This window comes from Saccharibacillus qingshengii (assembly GCF_013185195.1).
GTDB lineage: Bacteria > Bacillota > Bacilli > Paenibacillales > Paenibacillaceae > Saccharibacillus > Saccharibacillus qingshengii.
Map to the genome: position 1 here is coordinate 102,309 of NZ_JAAZWC010000012.1, position 26,981 is coordinate 129,289.

Here is a 26,981-nt window from a genome sequence, read left to right on the forward strand (position 1 = left end):
TAATAAATGTTACGAAGTCAAGTTTTAATTATTACTAATTGTAAGCTTGTTTATTTTAATCACTGATGTATAATAAAGTGGAAAGCATCCCCCACCTTACACCTTCGCACGGCCCGCAGGTTCGGGCTTATAAGCATAGATTTCTCGACGGATAATCAACAGGACTTCTCACTAAGAATAATGAATGGAGCGTGATTCCATTGGCAGCAGATCTGACCCAACTGTGCCCAAGATTCGAAAAAGCCATCGGACTGCTCAGCAAACGCTGGACAACCCTTATTATTTACCGCCTGCTGGACGGCCCGCGCCGTTTCGTGGATATCGAGACTTCGCTGTCCAATCTGAGCGGCAAAGTGCTGTCGGAGCGCCTCAAAGAACTGGAAGAAGCCGGCGTCGTGCTGCGCACCGTATATCCGGAAAAGCCGGTACGGATCGAATATTCGCTGACCGAAATGGGCCGCGATCTCGCACCCTTGATGGACGATATTCAGGGTTGGGCGACGCGCTGGATCAAGATCGAGCAGGAGCAGGTGTGAAAAATTCCGCCCAGCGTTGTTCGAAGATAGCTGGATTCTGCGATAGTTGGATTCAACGACAGCCGTATTCTGCGATAGCGCCTACTAAAAAGAGACGTCCCGATGGGGCGTCTCTTTTTGGTAGGCGTTTGGACTGGGCAGAGTACGGATCTCAGGCTCGGCTTGCCGATCCGTTATTTCCCCAACAGCCCGGCATTTGCGATTTGCCGCACGTCTACGAAGCTTCTAACGAACCCTCATAACGCTATGGACGGAATTTCGTGTGTAAAAGCGAAGTTGAGGCGAAATAGCGGTATACCGATTCGTTAGAAACCAAAAACATGCGAATCCGGCCCTATAGCGTGATCGCGATTCGTTAGCGCCAACGATCACTCTGCCGCTTCGGGATGGAATCCGCGGTTGTCGGCATAACCTTCGATGCTCCATACCCCGATTTTTTTCCGCTTGGCTTCATTCTGGATCTCGCGGAATTCGTCGACGTATTTATCGTTCGGCCGATACACGACGACACGGGCGAGTCCCTGCTCCAGCAGCTGCTCGTTTACAAGTTCCCCGTCCAGATAGACGTATGCCAGCATCCGATCGTATTGATCGCGCTGCTCCTCGTCGAATTCCAATTCGACGGTCCGCCCAGTCAGCAGCTTCTTGGTATACTCGCTCGCTTCCGGTCCGAAGGGCTGCACAGCGGTCCCTTCTTTCTTGGTCTCCGGCGTATCGAGCAGCAGCATGCGGACCCGCTCCCGGCTGCCGTCTTCCAGGTTCGCGATAAAGGTATCTCCGTCGACGGTCCGGTCCACGGTCGCGGCTATTCGGCCGTCGGCCGGTTCTTGCGCTCCCGGTTCCGGCGTATCCGCCTGCTGCGAACCGCCCTGCGGCTTGTCTTCCGTGGTCGCCGGTGCGGGGGACTGCCTGCTCTGCTGCGTATCTTCCGTTTGCGAGGTTCCGCCGTTTTCGCCGAGCAGGCTGTCCAGCAGATTGCGGCCCGGATCCGTAAACAGAAGCAGGCCCAGCACAACGACCGTGGCCAGAATCGAGAGCAGGCTGCGCTGAGGCCTGCCGCTGTTCTTGCGCTGAGGATCCGGCCCGGATCCCGAGCCGCGATTGCCTGATGATGTCATGTTGATTCCTCCGGTTCGTGTTGTTTCGTAAAACGCCGCGGCCTCCCGAATTTTCGGTCCGAGACCCGTCGGCACTCCCTCGTTCTTACCCTTTTCTCAGGCAAAAAGCAACTTCGAGGATGCACCGGTCTGCCGGGGACAAGCCCTGCCCTATCGAATTCGGCCGCTCTTCCCGGCATTTTTTTGCCATTGCGCGTCAACTTCGCTACAATGCAAGTATCTGCATATTCACGAGAATCAATCTTATTTTTCAAGCCGGGAGAGAAAAAGCATGAGCAAAAAAATCGTAGCCATCGACATGGACGACACAATCTGTCATCTGGTGCCGAAGGCCCTTCATTATCATAACGCCGCTTATCCGGATCTGCAGCTGTCGATCGACCAGATCGTCAGCTTCGATCTCAGTGGGATTTGGCATCCGGAATGCAACGAAGAGATTTTCTTCGGGCGGCCCAAGCTGTACGAAGAACTGGAAGTGTTCGACGAGCACACGATCGAGGAAGTGCGCCGGATCAGCGAAGAACACGACGTCATTATCGTAACGGCGGCACGCCCTACGGCCGTACCGGAGAAATGGGCTTGGCTGCAGCGCCATATGCCGTTCATCCCGTTCGAGAATTTCTTTGTCGCCAAACGCAAATATCTGCTCGAATTCGACCTGCTGATCGACGACGGGCCGCATAATCTGCTCGCTGCGCGCGAGGCCGGCAAGCGGACAATCGGTATTCCGCGGCCTTGGAACCTCAAGCTGCAGGATGAGTTCCTGATGAAAGGTTCCTGGGACGGCATGGGCGATCTCGTCAACAGCGTGCTGTCGGGTCCCGGCTTTCCGGCCAAAGGGTGACAGTAAGCCCTCCGGGCGCATGAGCCGGCGCTTTGTCCGTCAGGCCTGGCCCGATCGCCTTGTCCGAGCAGAACCGCCACAGTTCCCGGTACGCCAAACTCCCGAAACGACCGATGCCCAAGCGTCGTCGTTTCGGGAGTTTTTTGTCTGAAAAGATAGGGACATGAACAGAGGGTTACAGCTGCTTGGCAAATTCGTTCAGCTTAAGCGCCATTTCGCGAATCTCTTCGATCATCGCGGACAGCTGCTCGGTCGACTGCGCCTGATCCTGACCCGTGCCGGCAATACGCTCTACCGAACCGCTCATCTGCGCCGTCAGCTTTTTGAACGTGCCGAGCGTGTCCCGAATGCTGTTCGTCGAAGTGACCGTCTGTCCGGACAGCTTGCGGATTTCGGAAGCGACGATGCCAAAGCCCGCGCCTTTCTCCCCGGCATGCGCCGCTTCGATCGCCGCGTTGATGCCGAGCATATGGGTCTGGTCCGCGACTTCCTTGATCATCCGCACCACGTCGTCGGCGCCGTGGGCATTTTCTTCCGCCTCCCGGGACAATCCGAGCAGCTCACCGGATACGTCCGCAAGGTGATTCGATCCTGCCGCGAGATGCGAGATGCGTTCGGTGGCGCCCGATAGCGACTCGGCGATCCGGTCGGCAATCTCGACCAGTTCGCTGTGCCGGCGCACCTGAACCGCAATGCCGCCGATTACCCGGCCGCTCGTATCCTTCACCGGCGTCGCCGTACCCGTAAAAGCAAATCCGTAAAACTCGGCCGGCACTTCCGCGCGCAGCGCCTGATCCTCCCGGATCGCCTGCATCAACGGTTCTCCCGTCTGCAGCCGCTGACCCGGCTTGATCTTCAAATCGATATGGGTACCCGGCTAATAGGCTGTAAATTGCTCCTTGTCGCACAGTGCAATGGATATTTCGACCGGCATCGCCGCTTTGAGCAGAGGGATGACCGCCGCCAATGTATCCAGGGAATCGATTCCTTTTGTCATAGGTTCACCTTCTTAGGAGGATTTTTCCTTGATTTGTTAGATCGATCACATCAAACGGACAAATCAAACGGGGACAAGGCGGCTTTGTTACTCGTATGCGCCGCGGCTCGGACGTCCCCCGACGCCGGCTCCACGCGGGCGTCCGTCAGGATCCGGAGCGGCGCTCAGCACGCGGTCGGCGATGCCGGACAAGGAAGCGGGAGAACCGGCCTGCAGCCGGAAACTGCCGGAAGCCGGCGCCGCGAACAGCGGATCGGCAAACAGCGAATGGGTATCGCCCCGGGAACCTTTGGCGTAGGCGGCGAAGCTTTTGTACGTTTTGTTTTTCCACGTCCAGGTCGCCTGTTTGGCATTGGGTGCAAAGTACAGATTGTAGTCGACCAAGCTGCCGACATTCTCGGTATACTCGTTGAGAATCAGGGCTCCGGAAGCGGACGCGGCGAAAATATTATTGCGGATGATATTGTTCCTGACGTCGAATTGCAGATACAGCTGGCCGGTCCCCCATTCCAGCGTATCGTTGTAAGCGACCGTGTTGCCGGTCACGATACTGTCCGCCGTGGAACCGCGGTCTTTGTCGTAGCCGCCGAGCGCAATCCCGGTCATGGCATTATAGACGACGACATTGCTGCGGACGGTGATGCCCGAAGTCGAGCGGCCCGCGTGTTCCGACGCAATCTCGATGCCGATATCGTTGCGTTCGGTTCGATTGTGCTCGATGACGATATCCCGTCCGCCGTCGACGTAAATGCCGCCGGCCGAATGGCTGCCGTTCGGGATGCGGCGGCCATAGGAAGGATTGCGGACGGAAGTGCTGCCGGTGACGAGATTGCCGCGGATCACTCCGTCACGGGCCTGGTCGTATTTCGTCTTCGGCGACGTGCCTTCGAAGCCGATCGCATCGATCCCGATATTGTCGTTGTCATGGACATAGTTGTTCTCCACGACGAATTGTTCGACGTTGCCGTTCAGCACGAGCGCTTCGCTCGAGCCGAGCGTCAGACGGTACAGTTCATTGCCGGCAATCGTCAGATCGGAGATCGAAGCCGGCGCTTGCGTGCCGTACACCGCGATGCCGTGCGCGTCGCGGCCCGCAAGTTCACGGCCTGCAGGCACAGCCGTGCTGCCGATATCGTGGATTCGGTTATCCAGCAGCCGGACGCCCCGGCCGGCTCCGTGCACATGGATGCCGATCGGCACGACGTCCAACGCGGACGTCTTGTAATTGCGCAGCTCCAGGCCGCGGATCGTTACGCGGCTGGCCCCGTCCAGCTCGATCAGGCTGCCCTTGTCCGAAGCGGACAGGTTCGTGCCGTCGAGCACCGCCGTCTCCGACGGATAGCTCGCGACGGTCAGGCGCGCGGCGGAGCCCGCCGCGCCCGGTTCTCCGGCGAGCTTGAGCCGCTGGCTGTACAGGCCGCCGCGCAGATACACGGTGCCGCCGCTCTTCATGGCGGCATCCGCGGCGCGCTGCACGGTCTTCCATGGGCGAGCCTTCGCGCCCGTGCCGTCCTTGTCGCTGCCGTCCGGTGCGACATAGTAATAGGGGGCGGGGTCCGCTTGGGCGGCGGATACGACGGAGGCGGCAGCGGCAGGCGGAGCGGCGGCGGAGCCCGCAGCGGCAGGCGGAGCGGCGGCGGAGCCCGCAGCGGCAGGCGGAGCGGCGGCGGCAACCGCCGAAGCCGAGGTAGACGGCGCCGTGCAGGCGGCGAGCGATGCCGCTGCCAGCAGAATGCTTGCGGCGGCAGTCAAAGATTTTGAAATATTCGGCAGCATGGGCTTCCTCCTCGAATGGTCTTGTTTTCGCGTACGGCTTCCCTGATTAAAAAGGGTGGCATGATCGCGTGCTTCATTCATTAGCGGCTGCGCAGCCGGATCGCGATCCGAAGCCGTTCCAATTCCCGCTCACGCTCCATGTACAGCCGCTCCGCTTCTTCCAGCGAAATTTCGACGAAGCGAATAGTCTGCCCCGGGCGAAGTTGGGCCACGATGCGCAGATCGACCGCGGCGATCTGCGCGATTCTCGGATATCCTCCCGTTGTCTGCCGGTCGGCCGTCAATACGATAGGTCCGCCGTCCGGCGGTACCTGCACGGTACCCGGGGCAACCGCTTCGGAGATCAGTTCCAGCGGATGCGCAAGGGCAAGCGCCGGACCCGACAGTCGGCAGCCCATCCGGTCGGACTGCGGAGTGACACCAAAAGCGGAGTCGAGCAGCGCCGCGCGGCTGGCTTCGTCAAAGCGGGCAAAATGCGTCCCCCGGGTAAAACGAACAGCGATAGACGAAGCGGCAGCGGCTGCCGGGAAACCGGCCCAATCCGCAAGGCCGGCGATGTAGCCGTGTGCGACGTGCCAGGCCGCCGCGGCGAAGTCCGCTTCGGGCCCGATTCCGCGCAGCGGTACAATCCCGCCCGAAGCGGACCGCGCAGCGGCAGGCGATGTCCGCACCTGCAGGACATCGCCCGCGCGCAGCGCGCGGCCTTCGAGCCCGCCCAGGCCGGCTCGAAGATCGGTGCTTCGGCTGCCCATCTCCTCGGGCGCGCCGAAGCCTCCCGCCAGCGCGAGATACGCGCGGCAGCCCTGCACGGCCGTGCCGAATTCCAGCACGGCCCCGGCCCGCACCACGACGGGCCGCCACATCGGCAGCGGCTCGCCACCGATCGAAGGCGCCAGATCCGCACCGGTCAGCGCGATCCGCGACTCGCGTTCGAAGCGGAGCCCGGGCCCGGTAAGCGTAATCTCGAGCGCAGCTTCGCTCTCGGCATTGCCCGCGAGCAGATTGGCGGTGCGCAGCGCGTAACCGTCCATGGCACCGCCGGCCGTTACGCCGTACTGCTGATAACCCGGACGACCGAGATCCTGAAGCGTGGTCAGCAGACCGGGCTTCAGCACGGTAATAGCGTTCGTCTTTGCTTGTTCACGACTCTCCCTGGCGGGCTTTTCGCCTGCTGCCTTCAGCGTGTAAGCCGGCTTACGATCGGTGCCGGATTTGGGATCGGGAACCGTTTGCAGGCTGTCGTCAAGCGCCAGATCCGCATATTCCTCCGCCGTAACCGGCACGAACCTGACCCGGTCGCCCGCCCGCAGCAGACTCGGCGGCATACGCTCCGGTCGGAATAAGGCAGTGGGGGTCCGCCCGATAATCCGCCAGCCGCCCGGTGTCGATATCGGATACACCCCGGTCTGCCCACCCGCAATCCCGACTGCTCCTGCCGGCACGGCCTTTCGGGGCGTATCGAGCCGCGGAGCGGCGATCCGCTCGTCCATCCCGCCCAGATAAGGAAATCCGGGGGCGAATCCGATCATATATACCGGATACTCCCCCGCTGCATGAATACGAACGACCTCTTCCGTCGTCAGTCCGCTATGGGCCGCGACGAATTCCAGATCCGGGCCAAATTCGCCGCCGTACCGCACCGGAATATCGACGGTCCGAATCTGAAGACCTTCTTCGTCGATGTCCGTCAGGGAGAGACGGCTCAGCCAATCAGCCGCAAGTTCGAATACGGAAAGCCAGTTTTTCCGCTTCGTTCCTGCTTTTGAAGTCCTGCTCTTGCCCTGAATATGTGCCGGCACCCCAAGTTCTTGTGCCGTGTGCAGCGGATCATAGAACACGGTCACCGCCGCAAACGAAGGCACTGCTTCGATCATCCCCGGCAGCGGAGAGTCTTCCAACTGCCGCATCACACGCCGCACTTCCCGCTGTACGTCCGGAGCGATTTCCGTTCCCAGCACAATTCGGAGCGCCGTTTCGCCCAGCGGCTCGATTTCCAAGACGCGTTCTTTCTTGTTCCCGGAGCTCCGAGTGCTCTCGCCGCACTGGCCCTGCTGCTTGCCGTCTTCCTGTCCAAGACATTCATTTTCCGGATTTCCCTCCATACTCCGCCTCCCTTTCCCATCTTCCCGTCCGATTCGCCTACCCCTGCTGCAGCTATTCGGCCCCCTGCTCGCTTATGGGACGCGATGAGCCGATTTATCCCATTATTTTCGGCCAGTCTTTCCCTGCACCGTTCATGCTGTTCTAAGCGTCTCCCACTGGCCGAACTTCGATTCCGGCGCCTTCGCAGGCCGCCCGAATCCGGCGGGCAAATTCAAGAGCGTGTTCCCCGTCACCGTGCAGGCAGACGGTATCGGCACGCAGCGGCACGTCTTCTCCCTCCGGGGTGGAGACGCGCCCTTCGAGAGCCATGCGCACAACCCGGGCCGCCGCGATGCCGGCGTCCCCGATCAGCGCGCCGGGAAGCCCGCGCGGCATGAGCGAGCCGTCCGCGCGATAGCCGCGGTCCGCGAACGCTTCGTGCGCGGTTCGCAGCCCGAGCCGTTCGGCGGCGCGGGTCGACTCGCCGCCGGCCAGGCCGAGCAGCGTGAGGCCCGGGTTCGTCCGGTATACGGCTTCGGCGATTGCTTCCGCCAGATCCGCCCGGGCCGCGGCCATATTGTACAGCGCGCCGTGCGGCTTCACGTGCCGCAGCGTTCCGCCTTCGGCGCGTACGATCGCTTCGAGCGCGCCGATCTGGTACACCGTCATCGCGTAGACTTCGTCCGCCGTGACGTCCATGTTCCGCCGGCCGAAGCCGGCCAGATCCGGCAGTCCGGGGTGGGCGCCGATCGCCGCGCCCGCCGCAAGCGCCAGCCGGACCGTCCGCCGCATGACGGATGGATCGCCGGCATGGAAGCCGCAGGCGATATTGGCCGACGTGACGTACGGCAGAATTTCGGCGTCGCGCCCCAGCGTATAGGCGCCGAAGCTCTCGCCGAGATCGCAATTCAGATCGATCCGGGCAGCCGGGCGACCTTCTTGACAGTCCGGTGTCGGCCCGGCCGCTTTTTTTTCGCGTAATAGGGGATCTCGTTCGTCCATCTTCTTGTCCTCCTGTTCCTGTTCCCGCCGTTTGCTTATCCTCGGCCGGCTTCGTCTGGCGGGAAGCAGTGGAGCCGGGATGCCGACTGCGGAGCATGGCCTTGAAATACCGCCATTATAACCGTACGGCGAATCTTCCTCAACGCCTGTTCGAACAGGCGGCCGGCAGATCTTCTTTTGGGCAGGCAAAAAGCCCGCCCCCGTCCATGTCGCACATGGAGAGGCCGGGCCTTCCTTTTGATTATTGAAACGTTCGCTTTCCCGGCGATCGCCTTTCAAACTGCGCACGGAGCCGAGCAGAGATCCGGCGCGAAAACATGCATCTTTTGGCTGTAGGCTGCCGGCTGTTAACGCGCCTTACTTATAGCTGCCCGCGTCGATCGCTTCCTGTTTCTCGTCCAGAATCTCCTGATAGCCCGCGTCCAGATACTGCTGCTTCGCTTCCTCGTACAGCTTGTCGAACTGGTCTTCCGGAGCCAGCGCGACTTTGAGGTACAATTCCTGGAACAGGACGTTGAGATCGGCTTTGTAATCGTTGACGTTCTCCAGCACGACCGTGTACAGCGCATCCGGCGTACGGAATTCTTCGACTTCATTATAATATTTGACCAGGTCTTCGACCAGATACTCGTGTCCCGGCGGCGACCAGTTCCGTTTGTTGGCCGCAAGCGTCGTTTCCGGATCCGGGTACTGCGCCGTCTCGGTCACAAGCGCCCAATAGTCTTTGTTGTTGTTCTGCGCCAGTACGGATTCGCCTTTGAACTCGGGATCGCGTACGGCGATGCCTTCCGCATCCAGCTTGTAGTTCTCGCCTTCGACCCCGTTCTGCAGCAGGAACAGATTCTCCGGTTGGCTCATCCAATCCAGGTACATCCATACGGCCGCCCGTTCCATGTCGGTCGATTCGTAGTTAATGCCCATGATCATGCCGAACGGCCAGTAGGCGCGTCCTTGGGGCTCGAGGCCTTCCGGTACTCCCGCATACGGAGGAACAATGGCGAATTCGGCTTTCGGATTGTTTTTCAGCGTCGCTTCGAACACATCCGTGTTGTTGGTGAGATACGTGCCGTACGTGCCCGTTTTGCCCGCCACGAACTCCGCTTTGATCTTGGAATCGTCGTCGCGCAGATAGAACTCGCGGTCGATCAGGCCGTTGTTGTACTGGTAGTTCAGATTGCGCAGATACCGCTCCGTATCGGCCGTCGTAAAATCCGCTACGGACAGATCGGAGTACAGCGCCCGGTATTTCTCGTCGAACGGCCAGTCGCGGAACGCATAATTGTAGTTGAACGAGTTCTGGATCAAGCTGCCGCCCGTCGTGCCGAGCCCTGCTTCTTTCCACTTTTTCAGCATCTCGTTGTATTTTTCAAGCGAAGTCAGATCTTCCATCTTCATTCCGACCTGCTCGACCCAGTCTTTGCGGATGATGCTCGTAAAGTTGTCCGCATTCGGACGCGAAGCGAAGACGAAGGTGTTCTTCTCGTCGATGGTGCCGTACTGCTTGATCGTCTCCCCCATGTTCTTCCAATAAGTCGGGGCGTAATGCTCCACTTCTTCATGGTTCAGCTCCTGGAGCACTTCTTCGCCGTAATAAGCAAGCGCTTGGGGCATATCGTAGTGGAAAATGATATCCGGCGCTTTGTGCGAAGCCAGCAGCTGCTCGAAATCCGTCACTTCGCTGCTGCGGGTAATTGGCACAAAGTTAACGCTTACATTATACTTGTCGCCGAATTCCTTTTGGATCCAGCGGGTATAGAAGTTGTCGGTTACGTTCCATCCTTCAAAAGCGCGCTCGTAGACGGGGATATCCAGACTGACTTTCTCGGGGAAACCTTTGGAATAATCCGCGAACCCTTCGGCCGGTGTCTCCGCAGCCGGAGAACTCGCCGCTTCCTTACCGCCGCCTCCCGTACATCCCGCCAACAGCCCGACCAGCGCAAGACCCGTCACGAACAGCGAAGCTTTTCTTTTCTTTCGATTCATCGCCAGACCCCCTCCATTTTTCTTCAAAAAGTTATCCCTACTCTTTGACCGCGCCCAACATGGTGCCCTGAACGAAATACTTCTGCACGAACGGATAGATACAGATGATCGGAATCGTCGCGAATACGACCACCGCCGCTTTCATGACTTCGGGATTGCTCAGTGTCACTTCGGTCGCCTCAAGCTGGAAGCTCTCGGTCGCCTGGACGATCAGATAATACAGTTTCAACTGCAGCGGGCGCAGATCGACATTATGTTTGATATAGAACAGCGCGTCCTGGTAAGCGTTCCAGCGCCCGACCGCGTAGAAGAGCGACAAGGTGGCCAGAATCGGCTTGGACAGAGGCAGCACGATACTCCAGAGGATCCGGAAGTGTCCGGCTCCGTCGATCCGCGCGGATTCCTCCAGGCTGACCGGCACGCTGTGGGTGAACGTCGTTTTCATGATCAACAGATTGAAGGCGCTGAACGACAGCGGCAGCACTAGCGACCACATCGTATCGAGCATACCCAGATTGTTGATCAGCATGTATTCGGGAATGATCCCGCCGCTGAAGTACATCGTGAACAAGAAGATGAAGGTCAGGGTCGAGCGGCCTTTGAGCTGTCTGCGGGACAGCGGATACGCCGCGCACACCGTGACGACCATCCCGAGGATGGTGAACAGAACGGTGACGATCACCGAGACGTAGAGCGAGCGAAGAATGCTGGCATCGGCGAAAATCTTGGCGTACGCCTCGATCGAGAATCCTTTGGGCAGCAGGAAGACTTTGTTCGCGATGACGTAAGCATCTTCACTGAACGACTTGGCGACGATATGCATATAAGGCAGCAGACAGACAAGGGAAATGACCACCAACAAGGCGTGGATCACAAATCCCCAGACATCGAAGCTTTTTTTGCTGCCGACCGGAAGGGATTTTGCGGCTTTCATCGTGTTGCTCCTTTCTTTGAAGGTAGATTCGGATGTCTGCGACTACAGCAATCCGTCTTCGCCCATTTTCTTGGCGACCCGGTCGGCCGTCAGCACAAGCACCAATCCGATCAGCGCCTGGAACAGTCCCAGCGCGGTTGCGCGGCTGATGTCTCCGCCCTCGATCCCCCAGCGGTACACCAGTACCGGGATCGTGGTCGTAAATTCGGTCGTGGCCCGGTTCAGGAGCGAGAAGATCCGTTCGAACGAACCGCCCATGACGCCGCCCAGACTCATGATCAGCAGAGTCACGATGGTCGGCCGGATCGAAGGCAGCGTGATGTTCCACATTTTGCGCCAGCGGTTTGCGCCGTCGACGGTGGCCGCTTCGTACATTTCCGGATTGATACTGCTCATCGCGGCGAGATAGATGATCGTGCCCCAGCCCATACTCTGCCAGATGCCGATCGCCAGATAGCTGATCAGCCAGTTCATGTCTTCCTGCAGGAACGGAATCCGGTCTCCGCCCAGCGTCACGATCAGATTGTTGATCATGCCGTTGCCTTCGCCGAGCAGTTGGTACGCCATCGCTCCCACGATGACCCAAGACAGAAAATGCGGCAGATACAGCAGCGTCTGATTGACCCGCTTGAACAGGACGTTCTTGACCTCGTGCAGCAGCAGCGCCAGGAAGATCGGCACCGTAAAGCTGAAGATCAGATCCATAATGTTGAGCAGCAGCGTATTGCGTACGGCCCGGGCAAAGTCCGGCTTGGCGAACAATTCCTGAAAGACCTCCATCCCGACCCATTCGCTTCCCCAAAAGCCCTTGGCGATCTTGTAATCCTTGAAGGCTAGTACAAGACCCGCAAGCGGCGTGTATTTGAAGAGAAGCACCAGCGCCAGCGGAAGAATAAGAAGCACGTACAGCTGCCAGTCGCGCCGCAGATAGTAGAGCATTCCGTAGCGGTCTTTTTTCAGTAAAGCGGTTTCATTTTTGGTTTTGGCTATACTGATTCCCTTCATGTTGTCACCTCCCGTCTGCTTTTTACCATCCGTCGCCGGAGATGTGCCCAGCATAGCGCCCGCTCCTTGGATCGGTAAACGACGAGTGTTGATGATAAGGGCCATTTTTGATTCCAAGCCCGCCGTTATAGGGTTCTTGGTAGGGCTCAAGATCAATATTGGATATTCGGATCAAAAATGGTGTCTGCCTCACGATACCCGATTCCGGCTTTTGTACGCGCTCGGCGGCATGCCTTCGAACTTCTGGAAAAAGCGGTTGAAGCTGCGCGCGTTCTCGTACCCGACCGCCGCCGCAATCTCGGTAATGGTCCGCTCGTCTTCGAGCAGCATCGGCTTCGCTTTCTCGATCCGCAGCTTGTTGAGCGAATCGATCAGACTGGCGCCCGTTTCTTCATACACGATTCTGCGCATGTACGAGTAGCTGATTCCGATCTCCCGCGCCATATCTTCGAACACCACTTCCTCGCAGAAATGCTCCCGCAGGTAAGCCGAGATCCGTTCCCCGTGCGATACGGTTTCTTCGTCTTCCGGCCGCTTCGCCCGTACGATTCCCGTATAGAATTCGCGCACGTACTGCTGAAGATCGTCCAGCGTATCCAAAGAAGCGATCGTCGAGTAGACGCTGCCGCGGCCGGCAACAACCCGGGCCGCCTGGCTGCCGCTTTCCTGAAGATGTTTGATCGTCACGCCGACCAGCTGGTTGTAGATGAACAGGATATTGTCGTGGGAAATATAATCGGCCGCCCGGATTTCTTCCGCGATCCGCTCAAGCTCCGCTTCGATCCGCTCCGGCTGTCCGTCGTCCAGGAAATTGAGAATGCGGCGCTCGCTGCACTCGGGATACATATATTTGTGGTCGCGGCGTTCTTCCGCACAGCCGTAATGAATGCCTCCGCTGCCCGCGATCATCCGGTGCTTCACGGCTTCCAGCGCTTCGGCGGCCAGCTCGGGAACGCGCGCCGAAGACTCGGCCCGTCCGCTCACGCCGATCGTAACCGTATGACCGAGCAGCTCTTCCGCTTTGCCTTGAATAGACTCCAGCTTGGAGTGAAGTCCGCCGCGGCCGCCGCCTTCTTCGCGATCGTTAAGAACGAGTGCAAAATACCCGTCGCCCCGGTACAGGAAATGCGCGGCCGGACCGTCTTCAAATAGAACGTCGCAGGCGGCGGACAGCAGATGGCGATGGTAGCTGCGCGTCTCCGAATTGTGCTTGCTGACGTATTTTCGATACCCGTCGATCGAAATCGAGGCTACGACAAACTGCGGATACGGAAAAATATCGTCCAGCGGACCGTGCGCTTCGCCCCGGAGCAGCCGCTGCACCGTCAGGCTGCGCGCGTCGCGTTCGCGTTCGCGCAGCAGCCCGTGCAGCTTGGATTCTTCATCTTGCATCCGGCGAAACGCCGTATCGAGAAAAGCGAATTCGTTCTGCCCGGGCAGATCCAGATAGCCGCGCAGATTGAACTGCCGGACCAGCTCGCGCGCAGGCCGGGACACCCAGGCAGCCAGAAACAGCGTCGCAAACGTGCCGATGAAGATCACGACCACGGTCAGCAGAATAATGCCCCGCTGCTGGGCGTGCGTCCGGGTCAGCATCTCCTGTACGGAATAGGTATTCAGATGCGTCCAGCCAAACGGTTCCGAATGCGTCCAGGCGTACAGTACCCGTTCGCCGTCGGCCGTTTTTCGAAAAGCATACCCTTCCTTGGCCGGTTCGCCGCGAAGCTCCTTGTAGAAAGGCAGTTCGTCGGCACCCGTCAGCAGCAGGCTCTTGTCTCCGTTCGAGATGACTGTACCGCTGCCGTCGATCAGGGCGTAATCGGTATTGGCCGCGTTGGATGAAGACAGGTAGTCTTCAAGCTGGCTTTCCCGCAGATTGACGACGATCATGCCTCTTGTTGTCGTCGACAGCCGGCTGAGCGGCAGCACGTACGAGACGACCGGGATGCCGGACTGCAGCGTGCGCGCATACCAGACTCCCCCGATTCCCTGCTGGTCTTTGAGCGCATCCTCCACCCAATCGATCGGCTCGTACCGGCTCAGCGGGGTAATGCTCTTGTCCGTCGAGACCACGTAATCCGAATCCTCCAGATAGAAAAAGGACGAATAGACCCCTTCCGCTCTCCGGTTCAGGTTCGTCAGCTCGCGCATCACCGCCATCGCGCGGCTGATATTGCCGTAATCCGCGCTCAGATCGTCATAAGTCGGGAACGGACGAATCCGGTCGAATGTGCCGGTAGCGGACAAGCGGACCGTATCCTGCGACAGGCTGTTGAGCGCGCTCTCGTTCAGCCGGCGTCCGGCGACCAGCTCGGCCAGCGAAGACTCCGCGATCTCCCGCTGCGAGCTTCGCAGGCTCTGTTCGCCGCTGTACCACGTCAGAATACTGGCCGGGATGACCATGACGATGAACAAAATGCAGGCCAGCTGCAGCGTCATCGGGAAACGTTTCAAGTTAACCCCTCCACTCTTTTCGGGCCAAAATCGACCGGAAATTAACTATTTGGTAACGCTTACAAGTTTAAATTTGTTAATGACTCCCTCATATATTAATTTATCGAACTCTGGTTTGTCCACGGATTAAACCTTTATTTATTGGGTTTCTTGCGTCTTTCGAAGATTTTTGCCTACAAAAAAGACCGCTAGCCGCATCGATCCTGCGTCTAACGGTCTTTTCTTGTTCGGATTACGCCCGCATATCCGCTATTCGCAGATCCCGGCTGAATACCGCTCCGTCGCTGGAGAGCTTGAACGAAGGGTAGCCGCGATCCGCTTCAAGCTTCATAACCGGATCAAACTGCTGCTCCTGCTGGCGATCCGTCCAGAATTCGAACGAATCCGCTTCGACCTTGACGTCGGTATCCCACGGCTTGTCCGCGATCTGGATCGTGACTATGCCGTTGCAGCCGCAGTTGATCGTATCGTAGATCAGCCGGAGACTGCCGGGGCGGCCGCCGAGCTTCTCCTGAAGTTTGCCTGTGGTGTAGTCGTCCATTTGTATACGCATGATTGATCCCTCCTGCTTTTACTTTACCCGTTTTGGAGAGAGGTGTCAGGTGTTTGGAATCACGGAAGCGTGAAGACTTCGGATTTTTGCTTTGAAATCTTCCACGCTTGCGCCGGGAACATAGGATTCGCGTTCGGTCGATACGGGATCGGAGCCGGGAAGCGCCGGGGCGGCCAACTCCGCTCCGTAGTGCGCTTCTGCCGCGTTCACCGCTCCGGTCCCCGTTTGCGTAAGGCAGCCGGTCCCCGAACGAGACCCCTTCCCGTGCTTCCGGCGGAGGCGTGAAAAGTTATCGATCCGGCGGCGGTTTCTTATGGAGCTTTACCCTTTTTTCCGATAAAAAAGCGGCGCCTTCCCCGTCACTTCCTTGAACACCCGCCCGAAATGCGTCACGCTCCCGAAGCCCACTCTCCGCGCAATGACATTGACTTTTAGCGGGGAGCCCAGCAGCAGCGCGATCGCTTCTTTGACCCGGACGCTGTTCACGTACTCCACAAACGTAAAGCCCGTCGCTTCCTTGAACGAGCGGCTGATCGCATACGGGCTGACATAATGGCGCTCCGCCAGGCGTTCCAGCGTCAGCTCCTCCATATAACGTTCGTTGATATCCCGCACCACTTCGAAAATCCGCTCGTGCATCGGGTTCGACGCCGCAGGCGGCTCTCCGGTCTGCACCGGAAGCTGGCGGCAGCAGGAGATCAGCAGTTGGATCGTCAGCGTCCGCGCGTAATCTTCGTATCCCGGCCGCTTCTCCTGCACCTCGCGGATCATCTGCTCCGCCAGCGTATCGATCGCGGCGGAAGCGTACGTGCCTTTTTTCAACAGCAGGTAATCCCGCTCGAACAGCGGTCGCAGCCCTTCGGTTCGGGCAGCTCCATCGGCGCTCAGATACCGCTCATGCACATTGACCACCAAGCGCTCGTAATCCGGCGTCTGTGCCTGGGTGGTCCGATGGAGCACATTCGGCGCAACGACGACGATATCCCCCGCTTCGATCAGCAGCGTACGGTCTTTGATAAAAAACTTCCGCTGCCCGTCCATCATGTAGAAAAACTCGTACGTCGCATGAAAATGGCTCGTCGTCATCCGGTAGCTCGGCCCGCTGCGATAATGCACCAGAAACGTCTCGTTACCGTTGTCGTAATACAGTTCTTCCATGCTTGGCCTCCTTCGGCGTTCCGGACTTTTCTCTCATTATATAGGTGCAGCGCAGGATCGCAAGATCCGAGAGGAAATCGCAAATTCGGGCAAAATATGTACAGTTCATCATGCTAGGATACGGATATAGAACGCTTACACAAATACACAGCATGATCCTAAATCCAACGAAAACGGAGCGAAACGGATGAAACTGCATACCTCGACCGAAGACTTGAAGCAGCTGATCGAACGCGTAACGGAGTACACCCTCGATATGGATCTGACCTGGGACTGGCCGTGCGGCGTCGCTTATTACGGCGTCAGCCGGGCGTACGAAGCGACGGGCAATAAGATCTATCTGGAGCGTATGGTGGCCTGGGTAGACGAATACATCGAAGCGGGCCTGCCGCCGGTCTGGACGGTTAATGCCTGCGCGATGGGCCATATGCTGCTGACGCTGTACGCCGAGACGAAAGAGCCGAAGTACCTCGATCTGATCCTGAGCAAAATCGAATACCTGGAGCGCGACGCGCTGCGTTTCGGAGATCGGGTGCTTCAGCATACGGTATCGGCCAAAAACGACTTCCCCGAACAGGCCTGGGCCGACACGCTGTTTATGGCCGCCTACTTCCTGCTGCGTGCGGGAGTCATGCTGGATCGCAAAGACCTGATCGACGATGCGCTGCACCAGTATTTCTGGCATATCAACTATTTGCAGGATGAAGATTCGGGACTGTGGTACCACGGCTATAACAACGTCAAGCAGAATCACATGTCCGGTCTGCACTGGGCCCGCGCCAATGCCTGGGGAGCGTACACGATGGCCCGCGCGGCGCACGGACTGCCCGAAGCCTATCTCTATCCGCCGATGATGCATATCTGGAGCTCGCTGCGCGATCAGCTGGCCGCGATCAAGAAGCTGCAAAAAAACGACGGCCTCTGGGGCACGATCCTCGATCACCCGGACGCTTACGGCGAAGTATCCGCAACCGCGGGAATCGCCGCCGCGATGATCGTGCAGGGCAACCCGCTGCATGGCAAATACGTACGCCAAGCGCTGGACGGCGTGATAGCCAATATCTCGGACACCGGCCGCGTCATGAACGTCTCCGGCGGTACCGCGGTCATGAACGATATCGAAGGCTATCTCGGCATCGACCGTAAATGGGCGCAGGGCTGGGGGCAGGGCTTGGCACTCGCTCTGCTGACGGCGGCACTGGAAGATCGGCAGGTCGAAGAGCGCCGGGCAGCGGCGGACGAGCGGGTACAGACGCAGACGCAGACAAATCAGACGAATCCGGAACCTTCCGCTTCAACCGTCGTGGAACCCTAGCTGTCCGGATCACCCAAAAAAGGCTTCGTTCCCGGTTAGGGAGCGAAGCCTTTCAACGCAAAAAGGACTTTCCATTCGCGAAAGGTCCGGACTCGATCTATGCGATTGGTTGGCTTAACGTTAATGCGGCCGATCAATGCGTCACCTGCGACTCGAAATCGTCTTTGTACGACTTGTCGGCGTGGAAAAAGGCGATATCGCCATCCTGCAGACTGAAGGAATTCCCCCATGAATCCTGCACGCTGCGCTTGTATCCTTCCAGGCTCCACTGATTCATCAGCGGTGCATGGATGTACTGCAGGTGCGGCGCGCCGGTATGGCCCAAGCGGATACTCTCGATGTCGAAGTTCAAGATAACGTAACCGTCTTTGAGGAATACCGGGTCGCGTTTGGTGAGTCCGCCGTGGGTCCGTGCGTATTCGGGAAGATCGGTTCCTTTTACGACGACATACGGATCACCCGGCAGGGAATACTGGCCGTACCATTTCTGGATCGCGGCATTGGCGCGGGCGTTATCTACGCCGGCCGGGATTTGGGTTTTGGGCCCGATCAGGGTGCGGATCTGTTCCGGAAGCAGCATCAGATCGAATCCGCCGACCGGAGTCTTTTCTTTGGTGAAGCGGCGGATGTAATCCGTGATGAACAATTCCCTGCTGACGCCGTTCATCTCGGCGAAGCCGTAGTAATTGTCGTACTTGTACCGCGCGGTATCGCTCAGTTCTTCTTCCGGTACGTTTCGCAGACGATCGTTCAAGATAACGTAGCGTTCTTCCGTATCTTCGGGCGACCCCACCTTAATGAACGTTCGGTGGTCGTCGTTGTAATACAGATCGACCGGGGTTTTCGTTTTGCCGTCTCGGCTCACGAAAGCGAAGCTTGGCGTGATGCGCAGACCGTCTGTCTTGCCGAACATGTTGCCTTTGGTCTTCAGGTCGAACTTTACATGATAGCCGGTCTTGATACTCACGTTCTTGGTCCCTTCGAGCGGGTTCTTGCCCGGCAGGATCGGCAGCGTGAACGGCTGGGCATTCCCGCGAGGGTCGCCGTCAATTCCGTTTAGTCCTGTCCAGTAGCTATTTCCGCTAGGATTTTGACTGCCGGATTGGGTGCGGAATACCATTTCCCAGTTGTAGTCGGCGATGTCTGTGATATGGAAATCATACAGACGCCCAATGACTTCGACGTCCACCGTATCGGATGCCACGTGATTGTTTAGATCAAAGTTCGCATCCTGCTGGGTTGGGGCTACGCCCGGTGCGTTCTCGGCAACGTTTCGGTAATAAACCGTATAATCACCTTCATCGACCCACACGGGCAAGAAGAATTCGGTCGTGATTTGACTCACCGGAATCGGAATCCATGTGTTTTTCGGATAGAAGGTCGAGCGATCTGCCGCGTACGTATCAAACGGGAAGTAGACTTCTTTACTCCGATAATACTTGGCGTAATCTCGGTTGCCGTAACCCGGATAACTTTGATGCTGTCCGCTTGTCGGCATCGTGATGGTAAATGGTCGATCCAAGATGAACGCTTGACGATTGTAATTCGGTGTCGTCTTCTGGTTATGCGCCGCATCGTCAGAGGCGCTAGAGTAGTTCACCACGGGCGTATGGACCGTGACGGGGTTAATGCCGCCAATCGGGTACGTATCGCCGTCTTCGGCCTCGTAGTTGGCGTCAAGGCCACTGTACGTGACGGTGCCCATACTTGGCGCAGCCATTCGGTTGGTTTTACTTCGTGGGATCATATGATCGGGACTATACAAAACGTCACGGCTGATCATCGTCCCGTTTGGAATCCGGCTCGGAACAGGCGTTTCTCGCTCGACTTCCCGGTCATCCATAATGACTTGTCCGTTGAATACGACTTTATCGTTTCGGCCTTTAATTTGTCCGATCTTCTCTTCAACATACCCTTGAGCAACGTCAATATCATTGGTTTTTGCCGGTCTGGTCGTACCACCGGTAACCGTTATAACATTCGGTGCGGTAAACGCATCGGGGACTTCGGGTGCGATATAGTCGCCATTCTTGTCGACAACAAGTGTCGGCGGGACATACCCTTGGGGGTAGATCGTGATATTTTCGCCTTCAAACGCATAGTTTTGGAGCTGGGCACTTTCGATTTCATAAATACCTAAGTTTTCAACCGTCCAATATTTGAAATATCGTTCGGTATGAATCGGATAGATTTCCGAATCCTCTTCTTCTTGCGGATCGGGAATCCGTGCCGGAACCGGCGGGTCGGCTGGATTCGGCTGACCGGGGTCCCATTTGAGCAGGTAGGGCTGCGTGACATCGACATCATAGATACAGGTCACAAGATGTTCTTGGAATTTGTACTGGTTCAAATAGTTTTTCGCAAGGACATTGCCGTACAAGCTTTCCGAAGTGGGGATGCCTTGCAGCACGTCGAAGATTTCTCGGTCGCGCTGATCCGCTTTGATCACGGCACTTGGGGTGGGCTGCATACCGGTCGCATCCCCTTCAATCGTGCGTCCGTCTCGTATGTTACAAAATCCGGATGACCCGCCTTCTTCGGGTTGTCCGTTTTCGGTATACACCCAGTACCGGTCCGGATATTGGTAGGTGAAGGATGCGGCGTTGAATAGATATGCGGCATAGTAAAACGCCATGATTTGGGCGTTTGCCGGATTACCACTATAGGGTTTCATAGAACCGTCATCGTTCTTTTCGACGTAGTAGCGATCAGCGCCTCTATCGCTATGTTGTTGTTTGAATGTGATGGTTGCATAATTTAGGTCGCGAGTAGGTCCAGCTTCAGTTTGTCCGGGCTGTAACCCAACTAACAACGATACAATACTAATTTGGTCTTTGAGTGCTTTACCTGAAATCTCTAACGTTTTATTCGTGACCACTTGGTCTTCATTGATTTCAACTTTGGCGCCATCTCTAGGTAGTTGTTTGTTTTTTTGTTGTACGATGTTTGATCGATTGTCGATCATATACAATGGGAAGGTCAAATCCGTAAACGTATCGATCCCTCTAAAGGGTTCTGTGATACCATATTGGACGGATAATTGTGCTACTCTACCGGGAGCTGTGGTATACGTAGCCGTAGTCAGCGGACTTGGGGTTGTGATGGGTCCTTCTGATCTGGGTGCTACGCTTGATGGACCTACATCATCCCATGAATCACTTTGGCCGGCTTTCCATCCTTCACGGATCGTTCGGTTCCATGCAAACCATGATCCAGCTTTGGTACCGTTCCTTTCGGATAGGACTTCGACGGCTGTACCGGTGAAGGTTTCGGTTCCGGTGTAGGTTTGGGCATCGACCGGGATTGTTTTGACGGCTTCGTTTCCTTTATAAAATACGATTTTTTCAATCTTTTTTCCGGAGCCGGCATCTTCACTGATTCGAGCGGTTGTGGCCGTAGGTGTTTTACCAAAAGCGACAGTGCGCCGATTGGGGTGAATCCTCGGGGCATCCTCCCCGCCGGCGTAAGTGATGACCTTTTTAATCGGAGCGGCTTCGATCTCCCCTTGGAGTGGAAAAAAAACACCCAGCACGCTGCTCGCAAGGAGCAGGGTGCTGAGTCCGACAAGCGTGATTCGTTTCTTTCGTTGTCGGTTTTTTTCCATTAGTTGAGTCCTCGCAGTCTGAGTATATCATTCTCACTAAACCGTGACCCGCTCGTTGGGGTTTGCAGCGTGATTGAGATATCGAACAGTCCTTGAATGGTTCCACTTTTTGGCATGATGATGGCAGGAACATCGCCGCGCACATTTCGATAGATGTCAGATGCCCGATTGAGTTTACCTGCGATTTGTGCAGCCGTGTTATTACTCGTAAATCCACGGACACTGAACTGCGCAAACGGGCGGTTCAAATAGTTTTTTGTATCTTTGTTAAACACCTGCTTACTTTTGAAGTACATCACGTAGGCGTTGGTGTTTCCTTTGACTGGGTTACGCATCATTTCGTCGCCGTTGTGCCATCTTAGCGTATCGATATCGCCCAGCAGCGACCTGTTCGGATCATTCGCATCCGCCATGTCGATCGCGATCAGCGCCTCAAGCTTCGCTTGATACAACCCGTCTTTCGACGTGATCGTCATGTTCTTTTCATTCCACATTTCTTCCACCGACGACTTGCCTTTGTTTTTCCAGTCGGATTCCGGGGTCACGAACATTTCTGGCATCACGGTGAAGATGTTGGTGCCGTGCCAAAGGATTTCCGCTTCGGCTGTTGCGTACTGATCCGTGTCGAGTTCACCGCCAGCTTTCGCCTTCAAGATCCGCTCGATGATGACCACGGACTGCGCACGGGTCGTGAGACCTGCGGGTGCGATCTGGCCTTTACCGACGCCTTGGATCAGGCCGGTTTTGGTAGCAAGGTACATCCATTTGTCGTTTTCGCTTGTTTTCTCGCCGATCGCACGGGCCGCCACGCGGGCCATTTCTTCGCGGGTCATGACTTTCGTCCAAGCCGCTTCGTTGTTCGCAAAGTCATCGCGGGCGTACAGGCCGGCCGTACTCGCGGCGTTGACGTACTCGGCGTACCATTTACCACCTGCCGGCGCCGTATCCAGCTTCATGGCCACGACGACCATCTTCACGAACTCGGCGCGCGTGACGGACGCATCCGGTTTGAACATGCCGTTGGTGTAGCCGTCGACGTAGCCTTTGGCGACGGCTTTGTTGATCGCGCCGATTGCCCAGTGCGAAGCTTTCACGTCGGAGAACTGGGCCGCGGCGGCGTGCGCGCTTGGCGGCCCATTCCCGACTCCCGCTGCGGCTATACTCACGGCAAGCGCGAGACCCAGCCATTTTCCCAATCCTTTTTTCACCTTTCCACACTCCTCTTTCCGGTTTATTTTCCATAATCCTAACAAACCATCCGTTCTCTTCTATTGTCGCTCGCCTGCTTGAATAGGGAAAGACCCATTTTCGGTTGTCAAAGAACGTTTGATATGTTGCGGCGATCTTCCGAGAAAACACAAAAAAGCGGACGCCGCTCTTCTGCTAAAGAAGAGATACGTCCGCGTGCTTCGCGAATGTTGATCCAATAACCCCATCTAATTTAATCCTTTTTAAGCGGGAAAGCAAGCTCAAATCCTGCATAACCGACCGACAGCGCTCACTCTTCCGCTCCGGGCGACAAAAAAGGCGTGTACATCATCAGCGCGCGGTTGCGCGTAATCTCGCGGTCGTCCACGACTTTCCCACCGGGCGCTATCATGCGGCGGCGGATCACGTTTTCTCGCACGTAGCCACCCCAATACTCCTGCGTCATCCGATGGTCTTCTTCGTAGATTTCGTACGTATGGATCGCCGGAGAGACGCAGCGCCATTCGCCGAGCAGCTGCTCCTCGCCGACGGAGACGCAAAGCTGGTAATCGTGCTCAGTCGGATTGAAAATTTGCAGATCGAGATAATTGTAGGAACAGGTCGCTCCGCTGCCGAACGGCTGGGTCCGATTGGAGTCGGGAAACACGTCGTAGCTGTGCCGGTGCCGTTCGCTCACCTCAAGCGGCGTATGCAGCGTCATCCAGTAGATGAGATTGGACATCTGGCACAGCCCGCCCCCGGTACCGGATTTGAATCCCCCGTAATGCAGCACCATCCCGTCCACATAGCCTTTACGCCGGCTCGGACGTCCGATCGTTTTCCAGTATGAAAAAGTCTCGCCCGGCCGGATCACGATTCCGTCGAGCCGTTCGGCCGCGATCCGCAGATTGGTCACTTTGTTCACCTGAAGCTGCATGTCCACATCCCGCAGACGGCGCATCAGGATTGTCCCGTGTCTGAATATTCGGTGCGGAAGCGGCTCGGTCTGCCGGTGCGACGCGTACTTTTGGCCGCCGAGCAGCCAGGCCGCGTAGCGGCGGCCGGTATAGTACGTGCGGCCTGCCGCCAGGCGCAGACGGGAACGCGGAACAGGTTTGAGGGAAACGGGAAGCTTGCGGGTCGGGTTCGGCATGGGAATCCTCCTCGTCGGTCGGCTGCCAAACAGTCGCATCATCGGACCGCCGCCGGATTATTACTTACATAAACGCGCCAATTCGCGTTTAGCCTACCGACTCCCCTTCGCAGATCCGCCGGATCGTATCCGCGACCGAGTCGTGTGCGCCAAGCGTAATATCCGGCTGTGCGCCGCCCTCGGGCAGCGTCTGTCCGCGGCGGTCGATCCAGATCGCTTGCCAACCGGCGCCTTTGGCTCCGACGATATCGTTGGCATACGAATCGCCAATGTAATACGTCCGCCTGCGGTCAAGACCCAGCTTCTCCTCCACATGGCGGAAGATCTGCAGATCCGGCTTCATGAAGCCAAGTTCGCCGGAGACGAAGACCTCTTCGGGCTTGAGCCAATCGTAAATGCCGAGCTGTTTGACCTTTTTTCGCTGATGCTCCGCCGGACCGTTGGTAATAACCCCGAACTTCAGTCCTTTGGCGAGGCAGTAGTCCAGAGCTTCCCGCATGTCCGGCGTCGGCTCGAGTTCACCCTGCGCCGCGGCATAATCCTGCTGGAATTGGAGCGCTTCTTCCCTTGAAATACGGATCTCCAGCACGCGAAAAGCTTCCGTAATCCGGTAAGCGTGCATGTCTTCGAGCGTCATCTCCCCGCGCACGGTCTGTTCAAACACTTCATCGCTGAAATGCCGGTTATACCGATACAGGTCATCCAGCGACAGATGCGCGTAATGGGCAAAGTTCCGGTCGAACGCCTTTTTGAAAGGAATGATCTGGTCGTAAATCGTATCGTCGATATCGAAAATAAAATGGTACATGAAGGTTCCTCCACCCGCGGCGTATTCGTTTTTGAATCCTGCATTTTGGCTGTGTTTTATTCCAGAATCAATCCCAGCAGCCCGACAAACACCGAAGCCTGGGAAGAAGCGATGGTGCACCCCGCCAGGTCTTCCGGGTTCACGGTCAGGGAATCGAATGTACAGCTGCTCAGATCGGTTCCGTGCAGCTTGACCTCGGACAGATTGGCTTGATCCAGCTTGCACCTTGTCCATTCGAGCTGCTGCACCGCCGCCGCGTAGTAGTCGCTGCCGATCAGGGAACAGTCTTCGAAGCGGACGGACTTGAATTTGACCAGACGAAAATTGGCGTAATCCGCAATACAGTCCGACAAAACGACATGCTGCATCCGCCCGCCGCCGAAGTCGCTTCCGACCAGTCTGCAGCCTCGAAACTCCGCCCGATTGAGAAAAATATCCGCAAAATTCACGTTCGATAAATCGCACCGGTCAAAAAGAACGTCCGTGAATTCCGTTTCCCGCAGCGCGGATTCCGAGATCGTCGTCTGCCGGAACACCACGCGGTCGAACGAAGCACGATCGGCATCTAGGCCTGTCCACTGTGCCTGTTCGATCAACCGATCCGCGATTTCGACCCGGGACTCCACATAGATGTCGGTTTCTTGTTCCAGCTGTTCCTCCCGAAGACGGGGCGCCGTTATTTTGTTCGTCATGGGCTTCTCTCCTTCCGTAAGATTACGATTTCGCTCGATTGCCCGATTGTATCACAATTGGACAAAAAGAACCGCGCGGCAGGACGTCTGCAGGTCCGCGGCCGCACGGTTCTTTTTCAATTTCTATTCGAAGGCAATCTCTATTCCGAACTAAATCAGCTTATGCCGATACCATTTCCGTCCGGTGAAACGCCAGATGAATACAGCGCCCCGGATCGCCCATTCCGCATTCATCGCAAGCCATACGCCGAGGATCCCCATTCCCAGTACGATACCGAGAATATAGCCGAGCACCACGCGGAACAGCCACATCGAGAGCATGGAGACAAGCGAAGTGAATTTGGCATCTCCCGCCGCGCGTAGCGCCGAAGGGATCATGAAGCTGATCGACCACAGCGGAATCTGCGCGATCGTATTGAGCAGCACGATTAAGAAAATGTCGTCCACGATCTCCGCCGGCGGATTGAACATGCTGATAAGGGGATGGAACAGAGGCAGAATGATCAGACCCATCAGCACGTAGAAAAAGGAGCCCAGCACGACGAACGATTTGGTCAGCTTTTTGGCATCCTTCACATCCCGGCGGCCCATGCACTGACCGACGACCGTGATCAGCGTCAGCGACAGCGCATTGGCCGGAATCTGCATGGCGCCGGCCAGCGCGCCGCTGATCGCGTTGGTCGCGATCGCGTACGTGCCCATGCTGACAATGAAGATCTGGGTCAGGATCTTGCCGCCGTTGAAGAACATCTGCTCCGCCGCGAACGGCATGCCGATCCCGAATACTTTTTTGAACATATCGAGCCCGACATGGAAAAAGTCCCGAATCTGCAGCCGCAGTTCCGCATCGATCTTGATCAGGTAATACACCGCGCAGGCTGCCGCCAGATAGCGCGAAATGTTAAGCGACAAAGACATGCCCAGCACGCCCATATCCAGCACATTGATAAACAGCAGGTTGAGCCCGACATACGGCAGGTTCATGACCAGCGACAAGGCGAGCGACGCCCGGGAACGGCCGATGCCGCGCAGAGCGCCGCAGACCGCTTCGACGAAAGCCAGTCCCACATACGACAATCCGCTGCCGATCATGTACGTGCGGGCCAGCTCCATCACCGCCGGTTCCGCCGAGCCGAACAGTACGTTCAGCAGCGGATTGTGGAACACGATCATGAAGATCCCGATCAGCAGGGCCAGCAGCGAGACGGCCGAAGCCGATCCGGCAGTCGCTTTGGATACCATGATCGGATTATTGCTGCCTTTGTACTGCGCGACGACTACCGTACCGCCCGTGGCGACCGCCACAAAGATGCTCAGCAGGAAGATATTCAGCGAATCGACCATATTGACCGCACTGACTGCGTCCACGCCCGCCGAACTGATCATTGCCGTGTTCACCATATTCAGCCCGACGATAAAAATCTGGTCGACGAGCAAAGGGACGAACAATCCGATGATCTGCCTGTAGTCGATCGATCTCCCCGAGAGATATTTGTCCAGGAGCCTGGTGCTCCATCCTGTTCGTATGCCGTTGTCTGTCATCTCCAACCCTTCTTTTTCACGAATTTTCACTACTCAAATTCCGGCTTCCCGACTTTGAAATTCTTGATCCAAAACAAAAAAACGCCCTGCTCGGCCGTGGGGGCCGGAGGGCGTGGCTGACTATCGTAATCGTTCGGTGCGGCTTGGCGCAAAGCGCGCCGCATGCGGAAATCGGCTTGGTTCAAGCCGTTTGGGGCCCTGTGTCAGTTCCGCCACGTCTGCCAATATAACATGATT

Annotated in this window: 21 protein-coding genes; 3 read left to right on the forward strand and 18 right to left on the reverse strand. The window is 57.2% G+C overall.

Going from position 1 to position 26,981, the window contains the following annotated elements; genetic code table 11:
* Nucleotides 1-200: 200 nt before the first annotated feature.
* Nucleotides 201-536 carry a winged helix-turn-helix transcriptional regulator gene (locus HRQ60_RS12385; RefSeq protein ID WP_172196138.1) on the forward strand — a complete coding sequence of 112 codons (336 nt, stop codon included), beginning with the start codon at nt 201-203 and terminating at the stop codon, nt 534-536.
* A gap of 368 nt (nt 537-904) precedes the next feature.
* Here the strand turns inward: HRQ60_RS12385 and HRQ60_RS12390 are convergent, their stop codons facing one another.
* On the reverse strand, nt 905-1,654 hold the full coding sequence (locus tag HRQ60_RS12390) for a thermonuclease family protein (RefSeq protein ID WP_172196139.1): 750 nt from the start codon (nt 1,652-1,654) through the stop codon (nt 905-907).
* A 271-nt stretch (nt 1,655-1,925) separates the two neighbouring features.
* On the opposite strand from HRQ60_RS12390, the gene HRQ60_RS12395 reads away from it, so the two are divergent.
* Entirely contained in the window at nt 1,926-2,498 is a 573-nt protein-coding gene (locus tag HRQ60_RS12395; protein WP_172196140.1) for a 5' nucleotidase, NT5C type, read from the forward strand.
* Between the two features lie 175 nt (nt 2,499-2,673).
* Here the strand turns inward: HRQ60_RS12395 and HRQ60_RS12400 are convergent, their stop codons facing one another.
* From HRQ60_RS12400 to HRQ60_RS12450, 11 genes are all read right to left on the reverse strand, one after another.
* Nucleotides 2,674-3,357, reverse strand: coding sequence for a methyl-accepting chemotaxis protein (locus tag HRQ60_RS12400; protein ID WP_172196141.1), 684 nt, complete (start codon nt 3,355-3,357; stop codon nt 2,674-2,676).
* 225 nt (nt 3,358-3,582) lie between these two features.
* Nucleotides 3,583-5,271, reverse strand: coding sequence for a right-handed parallel beta-helix repeat-containing protein (locus HRQ60_RS12405; protein ID WP_172196142.1), 1,689 nt, complete (start codon nt 5,269-5,271; stop codon nt 3,583-3,585).
* An 80-nt stretch (nt 5,272-5,351) separates the two neighbouring features.
* Nucleotides 5,352-7,373: a 5-oxoprolinase subunit PxpB gene (gene pxpB, locus HRQ60_RS24015; RefSeq protein ID WP_343044681.1), complete on the reverse strand. Its 2,022-nt coding sequence runs from the start codon at nt 7,371-7,373 to the stop codon at nt 5,352-5,354.
* 142 nt (nt 7,374-7,515) lie between these two features.
* Nucleotides 7,516-8,355 (reverse strand): LamB/YcsF family protein, encoded by an 840-nt coding sequence (locus HRQ60_RS12415; protein ID WP_172196143.1) that lies wholly within the window; start codon nt 8,353-8,355, stop codon nt 7,516-7,518.
* A 357-nt stretch (nt 8,356-8,712) separates the two neighbouring features.
* Nucleotides 8,713-10,338 carry a type 2 periplasmic-binding domain-containing protein gene (locus tag HRQ60_RS12420; RefSeq protein WP_172196144.1) on the reverse strand — a complete coding sequence of 542 codons (1,626 nt, stop codon included), beginning with the start codon at nt 10,336-10,338 and terminating at the stop codon, nt 8,713-8,715.
* A 37-nt stretch (nt 10,339-10,375) separates the two neighbouring features.
* Complete coding sequence (locus HRQ60_RS12425) at nt 10,376-11,272, reverse strand: carbohydrate ABC transporter permease (protein ID WP_172196145.1); 897 nt, start codon at nt 11,270-11,272, stop codon at nt 10,376-10,378.
* A gap of 42 nt (nt 11,273-11,314) precedes the next feature.
* Nucleotides 11,315-12,277: an ABC transporter permease gene (locus HRQ60_RS12430; RefSeq protein WP_172196146.1), complete on the reverse strand. Its 963-nt coding sequence runs from the start codon at nt 12,275-12,277 to the stop codon at nt 11,315-11,317.
* A gap of 189 nt (nt 12,278-12,466) precedes the next feature.
* Nucleotides 12,467-14,731 carry an AraC family transcriptional regulator gene (locus HRQ60_RS12435; RefSeq protein WP_172196147.1) on the reverse strand — a complete coding sequence of 755 codons (2,265 nt, stop codon included), beginning with the start codon at nt 14,729-14,731 and terminating at the stop codon, nt 12,467-12,469.
* Nucleotides 14,732-14,963: 232 nt separating this feature from the next.
* The gene (locus HRQ60_RS12440; protein WP_172196148.1) at nt 14,964-15,284 is read right to left on the reverse strand and encodes an iron-sulfur cluster biosynthesis family protein; all 321 of its coding nucleotides are present in this window, start codon (nt 15,282-15,284) and stop codon (nt 14,964-14,966) included.
* Nucleotides 15,285-15,329: 45 nt separating this feature from the next.
* Nucleotides 15,330-15,494: a hypothetical protein gene (locus tag HRQ60_RS12445; protein ID WP_172196149.1), complete on the reverse strand. Its 165-nt coding sequence runs from the start codon at nt 15,492-15,494 to the stop codon at nt 15,330-15,332.
* 111 nt (nt 15,495-15,605) lie between these two features.
* On the reverse strand, nt 15,606-16,442 hold the full coding sequence (locus HRQ60_RS12450; RefSeq protein ID WP_172196150.1) for a helix-turn-helix domain-containing protein: 837 nt from the start codon (nt 16,440-16,442) through the stop codon (nt 15,606-15,608).
* Between the two features lie 187 nt (nt 16,443-16,629).
* Here HRQ60_RS12450 and HRQ60_RS12455 point away from each other — a divergent pair, with 187 nt between their 5' ends.
* A complete protein-coding gene (locus HRQ60_RS12455; protein ID WP_246281292.1) occupies nt 16,630-17,757 on the forward strand; it encodes a glycoside hydrolase family 88/105 protein in 1,128 nt (375 codons plus the stop codon).
* Nucleotides 17,758-17,890: 133 nt separating this feature from the next.
* On the opposite strand, the gene HRQ60_RS12460 is transcribed toward HRQ60_RS12455, so the two are convergent.
* The 6 genes from HRQ60_RS12460 to HRQ60_RS12485 all read right to left on the reverse strand — a co-directional run bounded on the left by HRQ60_RS12460 (nt 17,891) and on the right by HRQ60_RS12485 (nt 26,744).
* The gene (locus HRQ60_RS12460; protein ID WP_172196151.1) at nt 17,891-21,361 is read right to left on the reverse strand and encodes a DUF5704 domain-containing protein; all 3,471 of its coding nucleotides are present in this window, start codon (nt 21,359-21,361) and stop codon (nt 17,891-17,893) included.
* Nucleotides 21,361-22,569 (reverse strand): S-layer homology domain-containing protein, encoded by a 1,209-nt coding sequence (locus tag HRQ60_RS12465; protein WP_172196152.1) that lies wholly within the window; start codon nt 22,567-22,569, stop codon nt 21,361-21,363. The genes HRQ60_RS12460 and HRQ60_RS12465 overlap by 1 nt, the downstream gene beginning before the upstream one ends.
* Before the next feature lie 290 nt (nt 22,570-22,859).
* Entirely contained in the window at nt 22,860-23,702 is an 843-nt protein-coding gene (locus HRQ60_RS12470; RefSeq protein ID WP_172196153.1) for a VanW family protein, read from the reverse strand.
* Between the two features lie 88 nt (nt 23,703-23,790).
* Entirely contained in the window at nt 23,791-24,510 is a 720-nt protein-coding gene (locus HRQ60_RS12475) for an HAD family hydrolase (RefSeq protein WP_172196154.1), read from the reverse strand.
* 56 nt (nt 24,511-24,566) lie between these two features.
* Nucleotides 24,567-25,202 (reverse strand): pentapeptide repeat-containing protein, encoded by a 636-nt coding sequence (locus HRQ60_RS12480; protein WP_172196155.1) that lies wholly within the window; start codon nt 25,200-25,202, stop codon nt 24,567-24,569.
* A gap of 150 nt (nt 25,203-25,352) precedes the next feature.
* Nucleotides 25,353-26,744 carry an MATE family efflux transporter gene (locus HRQ60_RS12485; RefSeq protein WP_172196156.1) on the reverse strand — a complete coding sequence of 464 codons (1,392 nt, stop codon included), beginning with the start codon at nt 26,742-26,744 and terminating at the stop codon, nt 25,353-25,355.
* Nucleotides 26,745-26,981 lie beyond the last annotated feature (237 nt).

Coding starts and splice junctions, on each gene's coding strand:
- HRQ60_RS12390 (WP_172196139.1), bottom strand. CDS start 1,654: ATGACATCATCAGGCAATCGCGGCTCGGGATCCGGGCCGGATCCTCAG.
- HRQ60_RS12395 (WP_172196140.1), top strand. CDS start 1,926: ATGAGCAAAAAAATCGTAGCCATCGACATGGACGACACAATCTGTCAT.
- HRQ60_RS12405 (WP_172196142.1), bottom strand. CDS start 5,271: ATGCTGCCGAATATTTCAAAATCTTTGACTGCCGCCGCAAGCATTCTG.
- pxpB (WP_343044681.1), bottom strand. CDS start 7,373: ATGGAGGGAAATCCGGAAAATGAATGTCTTGGACAGGAAGACGGCAAG.
- HRQ60_RS12415 (WP_172196143.1), bottom strand. CDS start 8,355: ATGGACGAACGAGATCCCCTATTACGCGAAAAAAAAGCGGCCGGGCCG.
- HRQ60_RS12420 (WP_172196144.1), bottom strand. CDS start 10,338: ATGAATCGAAAGAAAAGAAAAGCTTCGCTGTTCGTGACGGGTCTTGCG.
- HRQ60_RS12425 (WP_172196145.1), bottom strand. CDS start 11,272: ATGAAAGCCGCAAAATCCCTTCCGGTCGGCAGCAAAAAAAGCTTCGAT.
- HRQ60_RS12430 (WP_172196146.1), bottom strand. CDS start 12,277: ATGAAGGGAATCAGTATAGCCAAAACCAAAAATGAAACCGCTTTACTG.
- HRQ60_RS12440 (WP_172196148.1), bottom strand. CDS start 15,284: ATGCGTATACAAATGGACGACTACACCACAGGCAAACTTCAGGAGAAG.
- HRQ60_RS12450 (WP_172196150.1), bottom strand. CDS start 16,442: ATGGAAGAACTGTATTACGACAACGGTAACGAGACGTTTCTGGTGCAT.
- HRQ60_RS12455 (WP_246281292.1), top strand. CDS start 16,630: ATGAAACTGCATACCTCGACCGAAGACTTGAAGCAGCTGATCGAACGC.
- HRQ60_RS12460 (WP_172196151.1), bottom strand. CDS start 21,361: ATGGAAAAAAACCGACAACGAAAGAAACGAATCACGCTTGTCGGACTC.
- HRQ60_RS12470 (WP_172196153.1), bottom strand. CDS start 23,702: ATGCCGAACCCGACCCGCAAGCTTCCCGTTTCCCTCAAACCTGTTCCG.
- HRQ60_RS12475 (WP_172196154.1), bottom strand. CDS start 24,510: ATGTACCATTTTATTTTCGATATCGACGATACGATTTACGACCAGATC.
- HRQ60_RS12480 (WP_172196155.1), bottom strand. CDS start 25,202: ATGACGAACAAAATAACGGCGCCCCGTCTTCGGGAGGAACAGCTGGAA.
- HRQ60_RS12485 (WP_172196156.1), bottom strand. CDS start 26,744: ATGACAGACAACGGCATACGAACAGGATGGAGCACCAGGCTCCTGGAC.